The organism is Ruegeria sp. CDSA034, assembly GCF_059612275.1.
This window is the reverse complement of record NZ_JBXWQH010000006.1, coordinates 126,670-145,454: the sequence shown is the minus strand read 5'-3', so window position 1 is coordinate 145,454 and position 18,785 is coordinate 126,670. Positions and strand designations below refer to the sequence as shown.

The 18,785-nt window shown below is 58.7% G+C and carries 18 protein-coding genes; 9 read left to right on the top strand and 9 right to left on the bottom strand.

What is annotated here, in order from left to right:
* Positions 1–12: 12 nt before the first annotated feature.
* The gene (locus AC2FLJ_RS12545; RefSeq protein ID WP_282120134.1) at positions 13–876 is read right to left on the bottom strand and encodes a branched-chain amino acid aminotransferase; all 864 of its coding nucleotides are present in this window, start codon (positions 874–876) and stop codon (positions 13–15) included.
* Between the two features lie 59 nt (positions 877–935).
* Positions 936–1,964 carry a tryptophan--tRNA ligase gene (trpS, locus tag AC2FLJ_RS12540; RefSeq protein ID WP_496706075.1) on the bottom strand — a complete coding sequence of 343 codons (1,029 nt, stop codon included), beginning with the start codon at positions 1,962–1,964 and terminating at the stop codon, positions 936–938.
* 86 nt (positions 1,965–2,050) lie between these two features.
* Between trpS and AC2FLJ_RS12535 the strand changes: the two genes are divergently transcribed.
* Positions 2,051–2,737, top strand: coding sequence for a rhomboid family intramembrane serine protease (locus AC2FLJ_RS12535; protein WP_496706073.1), 687 nt, complete (start codon positions 2,051–2,053; stop codon positions 2,735–2,737).
* Here AC2FLJ_RS12535 and murJ read toward each other — a convergent pair whose 3' ends face one another.
* The 3 genes from murJ to AC2FLJ_RS12520 are packed head-to-tail and all read right to left on the bottom strand — an operon-like array spanning position 2,738 to position 8,227.
* A complete protein-coding gene (gene murJ / locus AC2FLJ_RS12530; RefSeq protein ID WP_496706071.1) occupies positions 2,738–4,279 on the bottom strand; it encodes a murein biosynthesis integral membrane protein MurJ in 1,542 nt (513 codons plus the stop codon).
* A complete protein-coding gene (locus AC2FLJ_RS12525; protein WP_496706069.1) occupies positions 4,276–7,047 on the bottom strand; it encodes a [protein-PII] uridylyltransferase in 2,772 nt (923 codons plus the stop codon). Before AC2FLJ_RS12525 ends, murJ begins: the two co-directional genes overlap by 4 nt.
* A 7-nt stretch (positions 7,048–7,054) precedes the next feature.
* Positions 7,055–8,227: a penicillin-binding protein activator gene (locus AC2FLJ_RS12520; protein ID WP_282120139.1), complete on the bottom strand. Its 1,173-nt coding sequence runs from the start codon at positions 8,225–8,227 to the stop codon at positions 7,055–7,057.
* An 88-nt stretch (positions 8,228–8,315) separates the two neighbouring features.
* Between AC2FLJ_RS12520 and rsmI the strand changes: the two genes are divergently transcribed.
* The 3 genes from rsmI (at position 8,316) to gshB (ending at position 10,540) form a co-directional block, all read left to right on the top strand.
* Positions 8,316–9,173 (top strand): 16S rRNA (cytidine(1402)-2'-O)-methyltransferase, encoded by an 858-nt coding sequence (rsmI, locus tag AC2FLJ_RS12515; protein WP_058278756.1) that lies wholly within the window; start codon positions 8,316–8,318, stop codon positions 9,171–9,173.
* A gap of 1 nt (position 9,174) precedes the next feature.
* Positions 9,175–9,546 carry a YraN family protein gene (locus AC2FLJ_RS12510; protein ID WP_496706066.1) on the top strand — a complete coding sequence of 124 codons (372 nt, stop codon included), beginning with the start codon at positions 9,175–9,177 and terminating at the stop codon, positions 9,544–9,546.
* A gap of 61 nt (positions 9,547–9,607) precedes the next feature.
* Positions 9,608–10,540, top strand: a complete 933-nt coding sequence (gshB, locus tag AC2FLJ_RS12505; protein ID WP_496698809.1) for a glutathione synthase — start codon at positions 9,608–9,610, stop codon at positions 10,538–10,540.
* Here the strand turns inward: gshB and AC2FLJ_RS12500 are convergent.
* The 4 genes from AC2FLJ_RS12500 to cobU are packed head-to-tail and all read right to left on the bottom strand — an operon-like array spanning position 10,537 to position 14,136.
* Positions 10,537–12,051: a YifB family Mg chelatase-like AAA ATPase gene (locus tag AC2FLJ_RS12500; protein WP_496698810.1), complete on the bottom strand. Its 1,515-nt coding sequence runs from the start codon at positions 12,049–12,051 to the stop codon at positions 10,537–10,539. The two genes, gshB and AC2FLJ_RS12500, sit on opposite strands and share 4 nt — an antisense overlap.
* 45 nt (positions 12,052–12,096) lie before the next feature.
* The gene (locus AC2FLJ_RS12495; protein WP_496706120.1) at positions 12,097–12,981 is read right to left on the bottom strand and encodes a glutathione S-transferase; all 885 of its coding nucleotides are present in this window, start codon (positions 12,979–12,981) and stop codon (positions 12,097–12,099) included.
* 58 nt (positions 12,982–13,039) lie between these two features.
* Complete coding sequence (locus AC2FLJ_RS12490) at positions 13,040–13,618, bottom strand: histidine phosphatase family protein (protein WP_496706064.1); 579 nt, start codon at positions 13,616–13,618, stop codon at positions 13,040–13,042.
* On the bottom strand, positions 13,615–14,136 hold the full coding sequence (gene cobU / locus AC2FLJ_RS12485) for a bifunctional adenosylcobinamide kinase/adenosylcobinamide-phosphate guanylyltransferase (protein WP_496706062.1): 522 nt from the start codon (positions 14,134–14,136) through the stop codon (positions 13,615–13,617). Before cobU ends, AC2FLJ_RS12490 begins: the two co-directional genes overlap by 4 nt.
* A gap of 100 nt (positions 14,137–14,236) precedes the next feature.
* Here cobU and AC2FLJ_RS12480 point away from each other — a divergent pair, with 100 nt between their 5' ends.
* The 5 genes from AC2FLJ_RS12480 to AC2FLJ_RS12460 all read left to right on the top strand — a co-directional run bounded on the left by AC2FLJ_RS12480 (position 14,237) and on the right by AC2FLJ_RS12460 (position 18,706).
* Positions 14,237–15,115: an RNA polymerase factor sigma-32 gene (locus tag AC2FLJ_RS12480; protein WP_058273490.1), complete on the top strand. Its 879-nt coding sequence runs from the start codon at positions 14,237–14,239 to the stop codon at positions 15,113–15,115.
* Positions 15,112–15,927, top strand: coding sequence for a ChaN family lipoprotein (locus tag AC2FLJ_RS12475; protein WP_058273489.1), 816 nt, complete (start codon positions 15,112–15,114; stop codon positions 15,925–15,927). The genes AC2FLJ_RS12480 and AC2FLJ_RS12475 overlap by 4 nt, the downstream gene beginning before the upstream one ends.
* 62 nt (positions 15,928–15,989) lie before the next feature.
* Positions 15,990–17,186 carry a bifunctional phosphopantothenoylcysteine decarboxylase/phosphopantothenate--cysteine ligase CoaBC gene (gene coaBC, locus AC2FLJ_RS12470; RefSeq protein ID WP_496698818.1) on the top strand — a complete coding sequence of 399 codons (1,197 nt, stop codon included), beginning with the start codon at positions 15,990–15,992 and terminating at the stop codon, positions 17,184–17,186.
* Between the two features lie 15 nt (positions 17,187–17,201).
* Positions 17,202–17,657 carry a dUTP diphosphatase gene (dut, locus tag AC2FLJ_RS12465; RefSeq protein ID WP_282169778.1) on the top strand — a complete coding sequence of 152 codons (456 nt, stop codon included), beginning with the start codon at positions 17,202–17,204 and terminating at the stop codon, positions 17,655–17,657.
* Positions 17,657–18,706: a HesA/MoeB/ThiF family protein gene (locus AC2FLJ_RS12460; protein ID WP_496698820.1), complete on the top strand. Its 1,050-nt coding sequence runs from the start codon at positions 17,657–17,659 to the stop codon at positions 18,704–18,706. The genes dut and AC2FLJ_RS12460 overlap by 1 nt, the downstream gene beginning before the upstream one ends.
* Positions 18,707–18,785 lie beyond the last annotated feature (79 nt).

Here is an 18,785-nt window from a genome sequence, read left to right as displayed (position 1 = left end):
CACGGCGTATGACTACCGAGTGCTTGCCGCCCAGTCCCAATAAAGCTCGCGCGCGCGACGTGCAATCGGTCCGACCTGATATTGGGTGTCTTCTAATGCGGTGACCGGCGTTATCTTGTTCATGTTACCGGTCATAAACACCTCATCCGCCTTGTGAAAATCTTCAAAGCTGAGAACAGATTCGTGGACCGTCACGCCGTCAGCGCGCAGGTTTTTGATATGTCGCGCTCGGGTGATTCCGGCCAGAAAAGTTCCATTGGGCGTAGGTGTGAATACCTCGCCGTCCCGGACCATGAAGATGTTTGCGGTGGCGGTTTCCGCCACATGACCCAAGGCATCCGCTACCAGCGCGTTCGAGAACCCCTTGGACTTGGCCTCTTTCAGCATTCGGGCGTTGTTGGGATACAGGCATCCGGCTTTGGCATTCACAACGGCTGATTCCAGAACCGGTCGGCGGAACCGCGTGGTGGTCAGCGTGACCGAAGCTGTTTCCGGTGCCATTGGTATTTCTTCCAGACAGATGGCAAATCCGGTGCTGTCCTGCTGAGGCACAATGGCCGTGGCGTCCCCGTCGATGCCCCAATACATCGGCCGAATATAGACGGCGGAACCTTTGGCATAGCCATCCAGCCCTTCGCGGACGATTTCGACCATCTGTTCGGTCGTCACTGTTGGGGTCAGCAAAAGCGCCTCGGCTGAGCGGTTGACCCGTTCGCAATGGGCCACCAGATCCGGGGTCAGCCCGTCGAAGAAACGCGCGCCGTCAAAGACCGAAGACCCCAGCCAAGCGCCATGGTCTGCCGCACGCATGATCGGGGCGTCCCCGTTGTGCCACTGACCATCAAAATAGGTGCGGATATTTTTGCCGACTGCCATGACGCCCTCCTTTGCCCTTGGGGCAACCTAGGAAGGCGTCACAGGAAGGTCCAGCGCAATCAGCCTTGTTTTGCGCCAACCATACCCACGATGTCGTAGGTCTGTTGCAGGATCGGGGCCGCTATCGCCCGCGCCCTTTCCGCGCCGCGTGCGAGAATCCGGTCAATCTCGGCCTCTTCACCCATCAGACGCGCCATTTCGGTTGAGATCGGCGACAGTTTGGCGACCGCCAGCTCGGCCAGCATCGGTTTGAATTCACCGAATTGCTTGCCGCCGACTTCGGCCAGAACCTGTTCCGCCGTTTGATCGCTGAGCGCGGCGTAGATGTTGACCAGATTGCGGGCCTCGGGGCGTTCGGACAGACCGTCGGCTTCTGAAGGCAGGGCATCCGGGTCGGTCTTGGCCTTGCGGATCTTCTTGGCGATCTCGACGGCATCGTCCGTCATGTTGATCCGGGTCATATCGGACGGGTCCGAAGACGACATCTTCCGCGAGCCGTCCCGCAGGTTCATCACGCGCGGCGCGGGTCCACCGATTACAGGCTCGGTCACCGGAAAGAAATCCACGCCATAATCATGGTTGAACTTGATCGCGATGTCGCGAGTCAGCTCCAGATGCTGTTTCTGGTCCTCGCCCACCGGCACATGTGTCGCATGGTAGGTCAGGATGTCCGCTGCCATCAGTGCCGGGTAAGCAAACAAACCCAGCGAGGCGTTCTGAGCATTCTTGCCCGCCTTGTCCTTGAACTGCGTCATCCGCTGCATCCAGCCCATCCGGGCGATACAATTGAAGATCCACGCCAGCTGCGTGTGCTCGGCCACCTGGCTTTGGTTGAACAGGATGGACTTTTCAGGGTCCAGACCGGCGGCGATGAAACCGGCGCAAACCTCGCGGGTCTTTTCGCGCAGACGGGCAGGGTCTTGCCAGACGGTGATCGCGTGCAGGTCGACCATGCAATAAATGGTCTCGAAATCTTCGCCCTGCATATCCACAAAACGCTTGAGTGCACCCAGGTAGTTGCCAAGGTGCAGGTTTCCCGAAGGCTGGATGCCGGAAAACACGCGCGGCGTGAACTTGGTTTCGGTCATCGAAGGGAACTCCCGTCTGGAAAAATCAGCCCCCGTCGCTTACCCATGAGGTCAAGGGACGTCAACAGCCGCGAAAGGCCAGCCCAATGAGCAGTGAGCATTATACACCCGCAGTAAACCCTCTGCCGCCCGTTGTGGTGGCGTTGGTCCTGTTCATCATGGGGATCGAATTGGCGTTTACGCTGGGTGCACGCGGTCTTGTAGGTGGTCCATCAGCGGTAGGTTGGCGGTTGGATGCCCTGCAGAGTTACACCTTTTCCCCGGATATCTTTCACTGGATGATCGAGAATGGCCGTTGGCCGTTTGAACATGTGATCCGTTTCGTGACCTATCCGTTCGTGTCGGGCAGTTTCACCCAGGCGGTTTTTGTCAGCGTCTTCGTTCTGGCCATGGGCAAAATGGTGGCCGAAGTTTTCGGCGGTTTTCAGATGCTGATCATTTTCGTTTTATCCGGTATCGGTGGCGCGTTGGCCTATGGTTTGTTGCTGAATCCCGCCTATCCGCTGGTCGGAGGGTTCCCACCGGTTTACGGTCTGATCGGCGCGTTCACTTGGCTGCTGTGGCGCAAGTTGTCACTGGTCGGTGAAAACCAATCCCGGGCCTTCAGCCTGATCGCGGTTTTGATGGGCATCCAGCTGGTGTTCGGACTTTTGTTTGGCGGCACGTCCGATTGGGTTGCCGATCTGGGCGGGTTTGCCACCGGTTTTGGCCTGTCGTTTTTTCTGGCACCCGGCGGATGGTCACGGATCGTGGGACGTATTCGCCGCGACTGATCAGGACCGACGCAGCGCTTTTCTGAATTCGGACAGCTCGAACGCTTTGAAGAGGTGACCGAGTAAGAAGTAGGCGGCAGCTGCAACTATGATCAGGACAAGCAGCGCCAGATAACGCCATCCGGGTACTTGGAAGGTCCAGCCAAAAATATGAAGGGCGGCGAAAAGCACAACGCCCATACCCAGCGATGCCGCGACGACGCGCCAGGCACGTCGTTTGAACCGGTCGTCAAACCGTGCTTCATCGCCGAAACGGCGCGCTCCAATCGCCAACAAGGCAACCATCGCCCAACCGGCAGCCGAAGCCGCGATCGCCGGTGCGATCCACCCCACCAATGGGTAAAGACCAAAGGCCAGCCCGGCATTGATCACCATCGCAACTACGGCATAGCGAAACGGAGAGCGGGTGTCTTCGCGCGCGAAGAACAAGGGCTGCAGCAGCTTTTGCAGCATGAAAGCGGGCAGGCCGACGCCATAGATAGCTACGGCCAAGGCAGTGGCTGCCGTGTCCTCCGGGCTGAATTGGCCTCGTTCGAACAGGACCGACACCAGAGGTATTGGAATGATCAGAAAGGCAACCGTGGACGGCAGGGTCAGCAGCAGTGTGAACTCTCCGGCGCGGGAATAGGCATTGCGCGCCCCGCCCTTGTCCCCGGCCCGTAAGCGGCGGGACAGATCTGGGAGCAGGACGATCCCCACCGCAATACCGACCACGCCCAATGGCAATTGATACAGCCGATCCGCTGCGAATAGCCAACTGACAGCCTTTTCGGTTTTGGACGCGACCAACTGGCCAACCACCAGATTGACCTGCGTAACGCCCATTGCCAAAGCGGCGGGCACTGCAATGCGAACCATGCGTCGCATTTCCGGGCTGAGCTTGGGCAGGCCGGGACGGATGCGAATACCTGCACGTTCTGTCGCCACCCAAACCAGCGCCAGTTGCGCGACCCCTGCCAGCGGAATGACCGTGATCAGCCACCAGATTACGTCGCCGCCAGACAGCGCGCCTGCGATCAAAGCAGTACAGGCAAAGATATTGAGTAAGACAGGCGCGGCAGCGGCAGCGGCAAACCGACCAGTGGCATTTAGAACGCCGGAAAACAGCGCGGCCAGCGACATGAACAGGATATAGGGAAAAACGACGTAACCGTTGTCGACAGCCATGTCGAAGCGTTCATCGCCATAGAACCCTTCGGCGGTCAGCCAAACAAGTCCAGGCATGAATACCATCGCCAATCCAACTAGTGCCAAAACAGCCGCCGCCAGCAGGTTGAAGGCATCCTGAGCAAACCCTTCGGCGTCTTCTTCGCCCTCCAGTCGTTTCGAGAACATTGGCACAAAGGCGGCGTTGAAGGCACCTTCGGCAAAGAAACGGCGAAACATGTTGGGCAGGCGGAAAGCGGCAACAAAGGCATCCATCACCGGACCGGGCCCGATATAGGCGGTTAGCAGAATCTCTCGGAGAAATCCCAAAATTCGACTGGCCAGAGTCCAGAATCCGACCGTGAACAGGCCTGAAAACAACCGGATTTGTTTCATGAGATCGCGCGCTCCGCACCTTCAGTGATGGCTTTGCGTAGCTTGGTCTCAAGACCGCGTTGTTTGCTTTCGGAATGGTATTTCAGGCCGAACATGTCCTTGACGTAAAACGTATCGACAACCTGTTCGCCATAGGTCGCGATCACGGCGTTGGCGATATAGACATTGGCCGCCGCCAGCGTTCTGGTCAGGTCATACAACAGGCCCGGGCGGTCGCGGGTATCAACCTCGATGATGGTGTAGATCTCGGACCCGTCATTATCGAAGATGATATGGGTCGGCACATTGAAGGCGCGTTCGCGTTTCTTGATCTTGTCGCGCGATTTCAGAGCGTCACGCGCCACGACTTCGCCCTTGAGCGTCTTTTGGATCATCTGTGTCAGTCGCGGTAATCGGCTGGCCTCAAAAGGGTGGCCCTCGGCATCCTGAATCCAGAACGCATCGGTGACGTACCCGTCCTTGGTGGTATAGCTACGGGCGTCGACCACGTTGGCCCCAACCAACGCAAGCGCCCCGGCGATGCGGGCGAAAATCCCCGGATGGTCTGCCATGGCAAAACACGCGCGGGTGGCGTCGCGATCGTCATCCGGATGCAGGTGAATTTCCATCGCGCCGGGGTCGCCGCTGTGTTCCAGAGCGCGTAGCATTTTCGCGAACTCAATATGTGTAGACAGGTTCAGGCCCTGCCAATAGGGCGCATAGTGTCGTCCTGTTTCGGCCTTCAGGTCAGCCTTCGACCAATCGTCAAGCGCCGAACGCAGCGCCTTTTTGGCTTCGGCGCCACGGTTGGCCCGGTTCAGGTCTTCCATACCGGTTTCAAGCGCCCGTTTGGTTTCAGCGTGCAAGGCGCGCAGCAGGGTGGCCTTCCAGTTGTTCCAGGTGTTGGGCCCAACGCCGCGAATGTCACACACGGTCAGAACCGTGAGCAGATCCAACCGTTTGACCGTCTTAACCGCCTTGGCAAAATCGCGCACTGTGCGCGGGTCCGAGATGTCGCGTTTCTGCGCCATGTCCGACATCAAAAGATGATATCGTACCAACCATTCCACGGTTTCAGAGTCTGATTTGTTCAGACCCAACCGTGGAGCAACCTTGCGCGCGATCTGAGCGCCCAGAATGGAATGGTCCTCGGGTCGCCCTTTGGCGATATCGTGCAGCAGCAACGCTACGTAGAGGACCTTGCGATTAACCCCGCGTTTCAGGATCGATGAGGCCAGCGGTAGTGACTCGACCAATTCACCGCGTTCAATCTGGGCCAGGTTGACGATGGTCTGGATCGTGTGCTCGTCCACTGTATAGCTGTGATACATGTTGAACTGCATCATCGCCACGATGTGTTCGAACTCTGGCAAAAACGCCGACAATACTCCCAATTCGTTCATGCGGCGCAGGGCGCGTTCCGGGTTGCCGTGTTTCAGCATGAGGTCCAGAAAAATGCGCTGCGCCTCTTTGTTTTGGCGCATGTCGTCGTCGATGAGGCTTAGGTTGGCTGTTACCAGCCGCATCGCATCCGGGTGGATCAGCATGCCAGTGCGAAGACCTTCCTCGAATAGACGCAGAAGGTTCAGCTTGTCGGACAGAAACTTCTTGGCGTCCGCTACATCCAAGCGACCGTGAACGACCTTGTACCCTGCTTTGACACGCGGTCGACGCCTAAAGATGCGTTCCAGTAGGGCGGCACCTTTCACGTGTGACGCTTCGAGTTTGGTCAGGAATATCCGGGTCAGTTCACCAACGCGCGTTGCCTCGCGGAAATAGCGTTGCATGAACACTTCAACAGCCCGTCGCCCGGCCCTGTCTTCATAACCCATACGGTCGGCAACCTCGACCTGCAGGTCGAAGGTCAGCTGTTCTGTTGCGCGCCCGGTCACTAGATGCAGATGTGAACGCACGGCCCACAGAAACTCTTCGGCCTCTACAAAGGTGCTGAATTCCTCGGGTTCAAACAGGCCGAGAGGGACCAGTTCAGCCACGTCCTGAACGCCATAGATGTACTTTGCAATCCAGTAGAGTGATTGAAGATCGCGCAGCCCACCCTTGCCCTCTTTTACATTGGGCTCGACCATGTAACGCTCGCCCTGCTTGTGGTGGCGCTCGTCACGTTCCTGCAGCTTAGCCTCGATGAATTGACGCTCGCTGCCCTTGAACAGCTCGGTTTTCAGACGGTCGTCAAGTTCTTCGGCAAGAGCCGCGTCCCCAGCCAGATAGCGTTGCTCGAGCATGGCGGTGCGGATGGTGAAATCCTCGGTGCCCAGTCGCAGGCAATCCTTGATCGTTCGGGATGAATGGCCAACCTTCAGGCGTAGATCCCAAAGCATGTAGAGCATGGACTCGATGACGCTCTCGGCCCAGGCGGTGATCTTGTAGGGCGTCAAAAAAAGCAGATCGACGTCCGAAGCCGGGGCCATTTCGCCGCGGCCATATCCACCAACAGCAAGAACCGCAATCTTTTCGCCCTGCGTCGGGGTTGCCAGCGGATGTAGATAGGTGCTGGCCACTTGCATCGCTGTGCAGACCAACCCGTCGGTCAAATAGGTGTAGGACCGGGTCAAAGGTCTGGCGTCAAAGGGGCGTTTAGCGAAGGCATCCGCAATGGTCTTGCGCCCAGCCTTTTGGGCATCGCGCAGGATGCGCACGGTTTCATTCCGCCGCGCGGCATTGTCTTGAATATTTTCAAAGGCTTCCGACAGTTGCGCCAGGATGGCGGTACTGTCGAAAATTTCATCGGCCGGGCAGATCAGCTCACCCTTGGGGGTGAGCGTCAGCATCGGCTGATCAGAAACCGGCGCCAGAGAAGCTTTGAGGGGCGGAGTCAATCACTACTACCTGTTTGTTCTGGATCGTGGCAACGGCCAGACCGCGTTCATTCGTGCCGTCTGATCGCAGGCGGAAGATGCCGCCAACGCCCTGGAAACCGGCATTTTGTGTCAGGGCAGATGCGGTCAGCGCGTCGGATTTTCCTTGGCTCACCAAAGCCGCAATCGCTGCAATGCCATCATAGGCCAGACCGCTGATCGGGTGCGGAGCCTCACCATAGGTGCTGTTATACCGCTGACGGTACGCCTGCGCCTTTGCCGGGTCGGGCAGGGCGAACCAGCCCCCTTGAACACCCGGCAGTTCCAGCGTCTGTGCCGGTATGTCCCAGCGCGTCAGGCCGAGGAACTGGGTGGTGGCCGACGACACACCAGCTTCTGGCAACAGCTGCGAATACAACGGCAGCGCGCCAGCTGTCGTTGCCGTCAGAAACACCGAATCCGCACCGGCAGCATCCACGGTTGCCTTGATCGTTGGAACCGAATTGATGACGCCTTGCTGGGACCGGTCATAGCCAACCGTACCCGCGTTCGCTACGCGGCTGCTGGCAAGCGCAGTTGCAATCGCTGATTGACCAAGCTGCCCGGCTGCATCGTTGCTGTGGACGATGACCATGCTGGTCTTGCCTTGTGAACCGGCAAAGTTGACCAAACGGTTCGCAGTGTTTTGAAAAGTCGGGCCCAAAACAAAGACGTTGCCACCTGCAATGCTGGTATTGTTCGAGAAGGACAGCACGTTGACTTTGTTATTCAGTACAGAGAGACCTGCCGAGTTTGCCGCCTGCGCGTAAACCGGGCCAATGATGATCTTCGCCCCATCCGCGACGGCTTGTTGCGCCACTGTCGCGGCCGTGTTCGAGCTGCCCCGCGTGTCATAAACGCGCAAATCAATCTTAACATTCTGCAGATCAGCCATGGCCAGACGCGCCGCGTTCTCAAGGCTCCGCGCCAGTTCGGCGTCGCCGGAATTTCCCGATCCCGCCGGAACCAAAAGTGCGACCGGAACGGGTTTGGACGTGTTGATTGACGGGCCTCCGCCAAGGCCGCCGGGCTCACATGCCGCGAGGAATGCGGCGGTTGCCAGGATCGCGGCGGATTTCGCCAGCTTGCGAACGGGCTTGCAAACGGTAAACATCTAAATGAAAACTCCCTGTCCCGGCGGCTTGGGGTACCACCAATCTGTTATGCCGCGATAATAAACGTCACGCTGTGAGGGTCCAGCTTTGAATTTTCAAAAAGTAAGATTGGGCGCGGGCCTGTATTTTGTTGCCACTCCGATCGGTGCGGCGCGCGATATAACGCTCAGAGCGCTGGATGTGCTGGCCTCGGCTGACGTCATTGCTGCCGAAGACACGCGCAGCTTGCGCCGGTTGATGGAGATTCACGGCGTACCGCTGGATGGGCGACGAATCCTAGCCTATCACGATCACAGCGGCGTCGGCGCGCGCGGCAAAATCCTTGATGCGTTGCAGGACGGGAAGTCTGTCGCTTATGCATCTGAGGCCGGAATGCCGCTGATCGCCGATCCGGGATACGATTTGGGGAAGCAGGCCGCCGAAGCGGGTCATACGGTGACCTGCGCACCGGGACCGTCAGCGGCGCTAATGGCGCTGACACTGGCCGGGCTGCCGACAGATGCATTCTTTTTTGCGGGCTTCTTGCCGAACGCGACCGGCGCGCGCCGGTCGCGGATCGAAGTATTGCGGGACGTGCCGGGCACACTGGTGTTTTACGAATCTCCGAAACGCGTAGCGGCGTGTTTGTCGGATCTTGCAACCGTGCTAGGCAATGACCGTCAGGCCGCAATGTGCCGCGAACTGACAAAGAAATTCGAAGAGGTTCGTCGCGGGACGTTGGAAGAACTGGCGGCCAACCTGCATGGGCAGACAGTCAAAGGTGAAATTGTGCTGCTCGTGGACCGCGGACATTCAGAAACTGTTAACGAATCCGACGTAGAAGAGGCGTTGAAACGAGCCTTGGAAACCCATTCAGTTCGCGACGCGGCCGATCTGGTATCAGAGATGTACAAGCTGCCGCGCCGCCCGATCTATCAGAAGGCTCTGAAATTGGGAAAGGGATGACATGGCTGCACGATCCGTTCGTAGTTCGGTGTCCTATCATGCCGGGCAGGCGGCGGAGCAGCAGGTTGCGTCAAATTATGAACAACGCGGCTATTCCATCATGATTCGCCGCTGGCGCGGCGCCGGTGGGGAGATCGATCTTATTGCGCGCGACGCTCACGGGATTGTCTTTGTCGAAGTGAAAAAAAGTGTCAGTTTCGATGCCGCTGCCGCCCGGATCAATCGGCGCCAAATGGATAGGATCTGCGCATCGGCGGCCCAATTCCTGGAAACCGAACCAAACGGGCAATTGACCAATGTGCGGTTTGACGCGGCTTTGGTGGATGCCTCGGGCGCCGTTCAAATTATCGAAAACGCCTTCGGTTTAGCCTGATCCCCATTGAACCCCCGACGTGGCTGGGCCATGTATCTGGCGTGAAACTGAGGGACACGCCATGAAAATCGCCTTTCAGATGGACCCAATCGGGGCCGTGGATATCAATGCCGACAGCTCATTCCGTCTGGCCGAAGAGGCGCAGGCGCGCGGACATACGCTGTTTTTCTACAGCCCGGATCAGCTGGCCTATCAAGAGGGGCGGATCACCGCGCGCGGTCAGGACATGAAAGTTCAACGGGTGGCGGGCAATCCGGCGGAACTTGGCCCCGAACGTGAAGTGGACCTGGCAGAGTTCGACGTGATCTGGCTGCGTCAGGACCCGCCGTTTGACATGCATTACATCACATCGACCCACTTGCTGGACCGTCTAAAGGGGCAAGTATTGGTTGTGAATGATCCGTTCTGGGTGCGGAACTACCCCGAAAAACTACTGGTTCTGGATTTCCCGGACCTGACGCCGCCCACAACGATTGCGCGGGATCTGCAGACCATCAAGGCGTTCAAGGAAAAGCACGGCGACGTCATCCTCAAACCGCTTTATGGCAATGGCGGTGCCGGAGTTTTCCGGTTGGACGCGAATGATCGCAACCTGACGTCTTTGCATGAGCTGTTCACCGGGTTCTCGCGCGAGCCTTTGATTGTTCAGAAATTCCTGCCGGATGTCAGCAATGGCGACAAACGTGTGATTCTGATTGATGGTGAAGCCGTAGGTGCGATCAACCGCGTACCGGCCGCGGGTGAAACACGTTCGAACATGCATGTAGGCGGTCGTCCCGAAAAGATTGGCCTGTCCGAGCGCGACCTGGAAATTTGTGCCGCGATCGGACCGCTGCTGAAGGAAAAAGGCCAGATATTTGTCGGCATCGATGTGATCGGCGATTACCTAACGGAAATCAATGTGACCTCGCCAACAGGCATTCAAGAGCTAGAGCGGTTCAACGGCGTGAACGTCGCCGAAAAGATTTGGCAGGCGATTGAAGCCAAGCTTTAAGATGCCGCCTTGGCGCTGATACGAAAGCTCAGCGCCTCGGCTATATGAGGGCGCCGGACATCCGGTGCCCCGTCCAGATCAGCGATAGTGCGCGCTACGCGCAGGATGCGGTGAAAAGCGCGGGCGGACAGGCCAAATCGCTCGGCTGCCTTCAGCAACAGGTCTTTGCCTTCAGCATCCGGGGCGGCAATTTCGTCCAGCTGCTTCCCCTCTACGTCGGCGTTCTGACGGGTGGACGGTGTATCGCGAAACCGCTCTGCCTGAATTGAACGGGCTTGTTCGACACGCGCGGCAACGGTGGCGGAACTGTCGCCAGAGGGTGGCAGGTCCAGATCGGTGAAACCGACCGGAGGCACCTCAATCCGCAAATCGAACCGATCCATCAGCGGTCCGGAGATTCGGCTCAGATAATCCTCTCCGCAAACAGGAGCGCGGGAACAAGCGCGCCCGGGATCGGTGAGGTAGCCGCATTTGCAAGGGTTGGCCGCCGCGACTAGCATGAACCGGCAGGGGTATTTCACATGGGCATTTGCACGCGCGACCATGACCTCTCCAGTTTCAATAGGCTGGCGCAGGGTCTCAAGAACCGTGCGCGGAAACTCCGGGAACTCGTCCATGAACAGAACGCCGTTGTGGGCCAGTGAAATCTCACCCGGCTTTGCCCCCCTGCCGCCACCAACGATCGCAGCCATGGACGCCGTGTGATGAGGTTCGCGAAACGGCCGGCTGCGGCTGATCCCACCTTCGTCCAATAGCCCGCACAACGACTGAATCATCGAAGTTTCTAACGCCTCGGTCGGTGTCAGCGGCGGTAAAATCCCGGGCAGGCGTGCAGCCAGCATGGATTTGCCGGAACCGGGTGTGCCGGTCATGATCAGATGGTGCCGACCTGCTGCGGCGATTTCCAGGGCGCGCTTTGCACGTTCTTGCCCTTTGACGTCGCGCAGGTCACGCGCGCTGGGCTCAAGTGTGACTTCGCCGGGCTGTGCGGCGGATAGCGGAGACTGGCCAGAGAAATGCCGCACCACGTCCCCAAGCGACCCAGCGCCGATCACCTGTGTTGCATCAACCCAAGCAGCTTCGGCACTGGAGGCGCGGGGGCAGAGCAAGGCCCGATCCTCAGCCGCCGCAGTCATTGCAGCGGGCAGGGCACCGACCACAGGCACCAGTGAGCCGTCCAAAGATAGCTCGCCTAGCGAAACCGAACCTTCGGCGGCGTCCCGCGGAATGATCTCTAAAGCAGACAGCAAGGCAACTGCGATGGGCAGGTCGAAATGGCTGCCCTCTTTGGGTAGGTCGGCAGGCGACAGGTTGATGGTGATCCGTTTTGACGGCAACGCGATCGCCATCGAGCTCAGCGCGCTGCGGACGCGGTCCCTCGCCTCCGACACGGCTTTGTCGGGCAGCCCGACGATGGAAAATGCGGGCAGGCCCGGTGAGACGGCGCACTGCACCTCGACCGGGCGGGCATCGACCCCTTGAAAAGCAACTGTGTGGGCGCGGGCAACCATGAATGACCTTTTTGGTTAACAGGTCGTTGCTGCCACGGCTGCGGTTTAAGAATGGTTAACGGCGCGGGTCATCTCGGTGAATTTTGGCCATGCACCGGGATCAGCGACTGTTTTGTCACGGCAGAACCGGTTGCAGAACCCCCAACGCTGGCCGTTCAGTTCAAGAACTGCGGTGACAGCTTTGCCGGAATAAGGGCAGGCGTCGTTGATCGACGTAGTACCATCTACCGCTTTTGCTTGCGAAGTACCGGCAATTTGCCAAGGCTCTGATGGCAGATCCATTGGGTATGGAAAAGGGTCGTAGTTGACCGTCAGCCCCATCGCACGCCACTGGCGGGCGGAAGCATCCGACAGCAAATCAAGGCAGTAGTCGCGATTGGCATCAGCGATCGGCAAGCCATAGCCAATAATCCGTGCCGCGACAGGCGTATAGAACACGTCCGCAAGGGAATAGTGGCCGAACAAAGGGCCGGAGTCCGCGCCTGACATATTACGGGCATGGGCCCACAAGGTCTCGATCCTTGCAAGATCGGTGCGTGTTTCGGTCGAAGGAGAGAACCCCTGCCAGCACTGTTTGAGCTGCATTGGACACTGCCCGCGCAATGCGCCAAACCCAGCTACCATTTCAGCACATAGCCACCGCGCGGTGGCGCGCGCGGCGGGGTCTTTGGGCCAAAGCCCCGTTTCGGGATGTAGCTCGGCAAGAGTTTCCGCCATCGCCAGACTTTCCCCAACCACGGTGCCGTCGGGCAATCGCAGGGCCGGGACAAGGCGGGCCGGTGCGAGGGGTTTTATATCCTCGGCCATGGTGCCGGAATAGAGGCCGATCATGTGGGAACGATAGGGCAGGCCGAACTTTTCCAGCATCAGCCACCCGCGCATGGACCAGCTGGAAAACAGGCGGTCTCCGATAAACAAATCATAAGTCATGCGGCTAGGATGGCGTGGCCGATCCATTCCGTAAATCAGTGATTTGTGCGCGGTTGCATCACGGAAGATGATTGATCCGTCCGACAGACCAGCGATCGCCGTGATGCGTGATTTCGGTAACCGAAAGGTTGTCGATGCGATGGCCAAAAGCCTCTTGCGCGTCAACGTCGAGCGCCCTTTGGACCTGGGTCAGGATCACGCCAAAATGCGCCACGACCACCAGATCGCATCCTGTGTGTTGTTGGATCAATTGGTCAACGGCTGCGTCGACGCGCGCGCGGACCTCGTTCCAGCTTTCCCCGCTTGGGGGGCGCACATCGCCGGGGTTGTCCCAATATGCAAAGGCAAGTTCGGGGTCTTCAGCCTCAATCTCTTTGAAGGCGCGCAGCTCCCAAGTGCCGAAATTGATTTCGCGCAGCGCAGACTGATGTTGCAGCCGCCGCCGTGTGCCTTGAATGGCCGATGCAGTATCGGCGGCGCGGCTCAGGTCAGAGGAAACAAAGATAGCGTCCGCAGGCAGGTGGTCATGCAACCGGGCAACGGCGGCGCGATCGCTGAGGTCAGCAGGCAGGTCGGACCAGCCAACCATCGTTGTGGCGTGGGTCGGGCCGTGACGCACGAGATGCAGACGTGTCAATCCAGTCGCCCCTTCAATACCAACGGCAGGCCAGCCGTGACTTGCACCACCAGATCGGCCTCGGCGGCCAATGCGATGTTCAGCCGCCCCTGCGCCTCGCGGAACCGCCGGGATAGTGCATTGTCAGGGACGATCCCGTGTCCAACCTCGTTCGAGACGATGACGACCTGTGCGGAACACAGGCGTAGCGATTGTAAAAGCGCGCTTTGCACCTGTTCCAGATCGTTTTCTGCAAGCAGGTGATTGGTCAGCCACATGGTGGCACAGTCGATCAGGCAGACAGAGTTCGGGGGCAAATCCGCCAATGTCGGGCCAAGGTCAAACGGTGCCTCGATCGTCTTCCAGCCTTCGCCCCGTTGGGAAACATGGCGCTGGACCTTATCTTGCATCTCGTCATCAAACACTTGTGATGTTGCAAGATAAACCCTCTTTTTTCCTGATGAAACAACAAGATGTTCGGCAAAAGCCGACTTGCCCGAGGCCGCGCCGCCCAACACAAAGGTTAAATCCGGACTCACGATAATTACCTTCCATGTGATCCACCCGGTTTTGTTTTGCGTATCGTTCATAGGTCGGCAAAGCAACCCCGGCCCGCGCCTGTGAAAAGGGGAGATTTCAATGGCACTGGACAATGCGAACGACTTCTCGATGTCCCGGAGGGCAATGAAAGCCGAGCTTCTGGACGCGGAAACCGAATTAAAGTTGGCATATGCGTGGCGGGACGACCGCGATGAACAGGCCCTTCACCGATTGATCACGGCCTATATGCGTCTGGCCATTTCGATGGCGGCCAAGTTCAAACGCTATGGGGCGCCGATGAATGATCTGATCCAGGAAGCCGGGTTAGGATTGATGAAAGCCGCCGACAAGTTCGACCCCGACCGGGGCGTGCGGTTTTCGACCTATGCGGTCTGGTGGATCAAGGCGAGCATTCAGGACTATGTGATGCGCAACTGGTCAATGGTGCGCACCGGGTCCACGTCTTCGCAAAAATCCCTGTTCTTCAACATGCGACGTGTGCAGGCCCGGCTAGAGCGTGAGGCCGCGTCCGATGGCATGGATCTTGACCGTCATCAATTGCATCAGATGATTGCCGCAGAGATCGGCGTTCCGTTGCGGGACGTGGAAATGATGGAAGGTCGTTTGTCCGGCTCCGATTTCTCGTTAAATGCCGTTCAATCGGCAGATGAAGACGGCCGGGAATGGATCGACGCGCTGGAAGATGAGCGCGAACAAGCCGCTGAAGCTGTCGAAAACAGTCACGATACCCAGCAATTGCGTGAATGGCTGGTGACGGCAATGCAGGCTTTGAATGATCGCGAGAGGTTTATTGTCCGCGAACGCAAGTTGCGCGAACCCGCCCGAACGCTGGAAAGCCTTGGGCAGGAACTTAGCCTGTCCAAAGAACGCGTGCGTCAGCTTGAGGCTGCGGCTTTTGTGAAAATGCGCAAGAACCTTGAAGCCCAATCGCGTGAGGTGCAACACTTCATCGCATGAAACATCTTGCGATTCTGCTTTGTGCACTGGTGGTTATGGCCAACCCTGGCCATGCCGATGAGCTGATACCCGACGACGTTGTGTCTGCGATGACGTCTGCGGACGTCGTCATATTAGGCGAAATTCACGACAACCCGCAGCACCACATCATTCAGGCCGAGGCGTTGAAGGCCATCAATCCCTCGGCGGTTGTCTGGGAAATGGTGACTGAAGAAGGTGCTCAGAGATTGGCGGACAAGGCCATTTCCGATCCGGAAGAGCTTGCCAGAATACTGAAGTGGCTCGAATCCGGCTGGCCGCCGCTTAGCATGTACTACCCGGTCTTTCAGGCCTCAGACGCGCCGGTTTACGGTGCCATGGTTCCGCGCGCGGCGGCGCGCGCGGCAATGGAACGTGGCGCTGCGACGGCTCTGGGTGCTGATGCCGCCCGTTATGGATTGACGGTGCCACTGCCGAAGGATGAGCAGGTCGAGCGTGAGGCTGATCAACTCGCTGCCCATTGCAACGCAATACCAGAGACTGCGCTGCCGCAACTGGTCGCAATCCAGAGGTTGCGGGACGCGGTTCTGACAAGGGCCATATTGCGCGCTGTGGATGATACCGGTGGACCGGTTGCGGTGATCACTGGCAATGGTCATGCCCGTATGGACAGAGGGATTCCAACCTTTCTGTCCCGGCTACGCCCCGGTTTGAAAGTTTTCGTGCTGGGTCAGTCCGAGGATGGCGTCATTGACGGTGAGTTCGACGCTGTGATCGACAGCCCCAGCATCGAACGTGAAGACCCTTGTCTGGCGTTTGAGACACAGAATTAACCGCTGGAACTGTCCGTTGGCCTTGCCTAATGTCGGGCCGACCGGGACGGGAAGGGCAAAATATGCTGGCATCGAAACGCATTCTTCTAATCATCGGCGCTGGAATCGCGGCCTATAAGTCGCTGGATCTGATCCGGCGGCTGAAAGAGCGTGGTGCCTCTGTAACACCGGTTCTGACAGGCGCGGCCGAAGAGTTCGTGACCCCGTTGTCGGTGTCGGCGCTGGCCGGAGAGAAGGTTTATCGCGATCTGTTCGACCTGACGGATGAGGCCGAGATGGGCCATATTCAGCTGTCTAGGTCCGCCGATCTGATCGTGGTCGCACCGGCAACGGCGGACATGATGGGAAAGATGGCGGCTGGGCTAGCCAACGATCTGGCCTCGACCCTGCTGATGGCGACAGATACCCCGGTTTTGTGCGCACCGGCGATGAATGTCCGCATGTGGGACCATCCGTCAACACAGCGCAACTTCAAGCAACTACAGGCAGATGGTATTCGGTTCGTTGGCCCAAATGAAGGCGACATGGCTTGTGGAGAGTACGGCCCAGGTCGAATGTCGGAGCCTCTTGAGATTGTGGCCGCGGTCGAGGCGCAACTTGGCAACGGTCCGCTGAAGGGCAAGCGCATTCTGGTCACCTCCGGCCCGACACATGAACCGATCGACCCTGTGCGCTACATCGCCAACCGGTCCTCGGGCGCGCAGGGCACCGCGGTGGCACGGGCGTTGTCTGCGCTGGGCGCTGATGTGGTTTTTGTTACCGGCCCTGCCGATGTTTCGCCGCCCGAAGGGGTGCAGGTTATCCGCGTGGAAACCGCGCAGCAGATGTCTGACGCGGTCGACGCTACACTGCCGATAGATGCGGGTGTTTTTGCTGCTGCGGTTGCGGATTGGCGCATGGCGGCGCCTTCAGACAAGAAGCTGAAGAAAAGCCGCGATGGTCTTCCGGTGCTGGAGTTTGCTGAGAACCCGGACATCCTCAAACGCGTGTCCAGGCTGGATGCGGGGCGGCCGACCTTGGTGGTTGGCTTTGCCGCAGAAACTGACAACGTGCTTGAACACGCCACTGCGAAACGCGCGCGCAAGGGCTGTGACTGGATCGTCGCCAATGATGTCAGCCCTGCGACGGGCATCATGGGGGGATCGGAAAACGCGGTCACCCTGATCTCGGACGAAGGGGCCGAAGAATGGCCGCGCATGGACAAGGATGCAGTGGCGCAACGTCTGGCGCAAAAGATCGCCGACGCTCTGACAAGCTGAACAAGAGGTGCAGTGATGGTAGCAATTCGTGTGATCCGCGAAGACGGGGCCGATCCGGCCATCGCTTTGCCGTCTTATGAAACGACTGGCGCGGCGGGAGCGGATGTCAGGGCGAATCTGCCGAATGGAAATTCGATCATGTTGGAACCGGGGCAGCGCGCTTTGATTCCCACGGGGCTTCGGATCGAGATTCCAAATGGGTACGAGGTACAGGTTCGACCCCGATCCGGCCTTGCGCTGAAACACGGGATTACTCTGCCTAATACGCCCGGCACGATCGACAGTGACTATCGCGGCCCGCTGGGGGTGATCCTGCTGAACGCCGGTCAGGAAAGTTTTGAGATTGCGCATGGCGAACGAATCGCGCAACTGGTCGTCGCCCCAGTCGTGCAGGCTGCGTTTGAACCCGTTGAGGTGCTCAGCGACACGGATCGCGGCGCAGGCGGTTTTGGCTCGACTGGACGCGGTTGATGCTTCTGGTTCTGATCCTTGCCGGTGCTCTGTGGGGCATTGGGTACGTAGCGGGGGTGTCCCGAACTGCTCGCTCCGTGTCGGTCAGCGTTTTGCTGATCGGAGTACTTGTTATCCAACTGACGTTGCCGGGTGGGCACCCGCTGCGCGAGGCAACCGGCGGGTCTGCGGCATTGTGGTTGATCCTAGGTGGTGCCGCGGTTTTGGTATTGAGCTATGGCAAGGTGCTCAAAACGCTGCGCAACCGTGCCGCGCCACAGCCAGCCGAGGAAACCGCGATGCAGTCTGACAAGTTCTCTGAGACCGAGTTGGAGCGGTATGCCCGCCACATCGTCCTGCGCGAACTGGGCGGGCCGGGGCAGAAAAAGATGAAACAGGCTCGTGTGCTGGTGATCGGCGCGGGCGGTCTTGGTGCGCCTGCGTTGCAGTATCTTGCGGCGGCCGGTGTGGGCACCATCGGCGTGATCGACGACGATATTGTTGAAAACGCCAATCTGCAGAGGCAGGTGATTCACCGCGATGCCGACATTGGCATGCCCAAGGTTTTCTCGGCCCAGCAAGCCATGCAGGCGCAAAACCCGAACGTGATTGTTCTGCCCTACCATCGTCGTCTGACTGATGAGATTGCAGCAGACCTGTTCGCCGATTTCGACTTGATCCTCGACGGTACCGACAATTTTGACACGCGCTACTTGGCCAACCGTACTGCGGTCGCACTGGGAAAACCGCTTATTTCAGGTGCTCTGTCACAATGGGAAGGTCAGCTAAGCGTCTTTGACCCCGCCAATGACGCGCCTTGTTATCAGTGTATCTTCCCTGAGGCACCGGCCCCCGGTCTGGCCCCGTCCTGTGCCGAAGCAGGGGTTGTTGGCCCGTTGCCCGGCGTTGTGGGGTCCATGATGGCGGTTGAGACGATCAAGGTGATCACTGGGGCCGGGCAGGCTCTGCGCGCCGAAATGCTGATCTATGACGCGCTCTATGGCGAAAGCCGCAAGATCACCCTGACCCGACGCTCTGATTGCCCCATTTGCGGAGAAGTCGACGCGTAAGCCTACTGTCGCGCTAGATTGGCTAGAGATTTCGGCTGTATCGCGGGCACCCCCTCTGGACCATTTCGGCCCGCCTCCC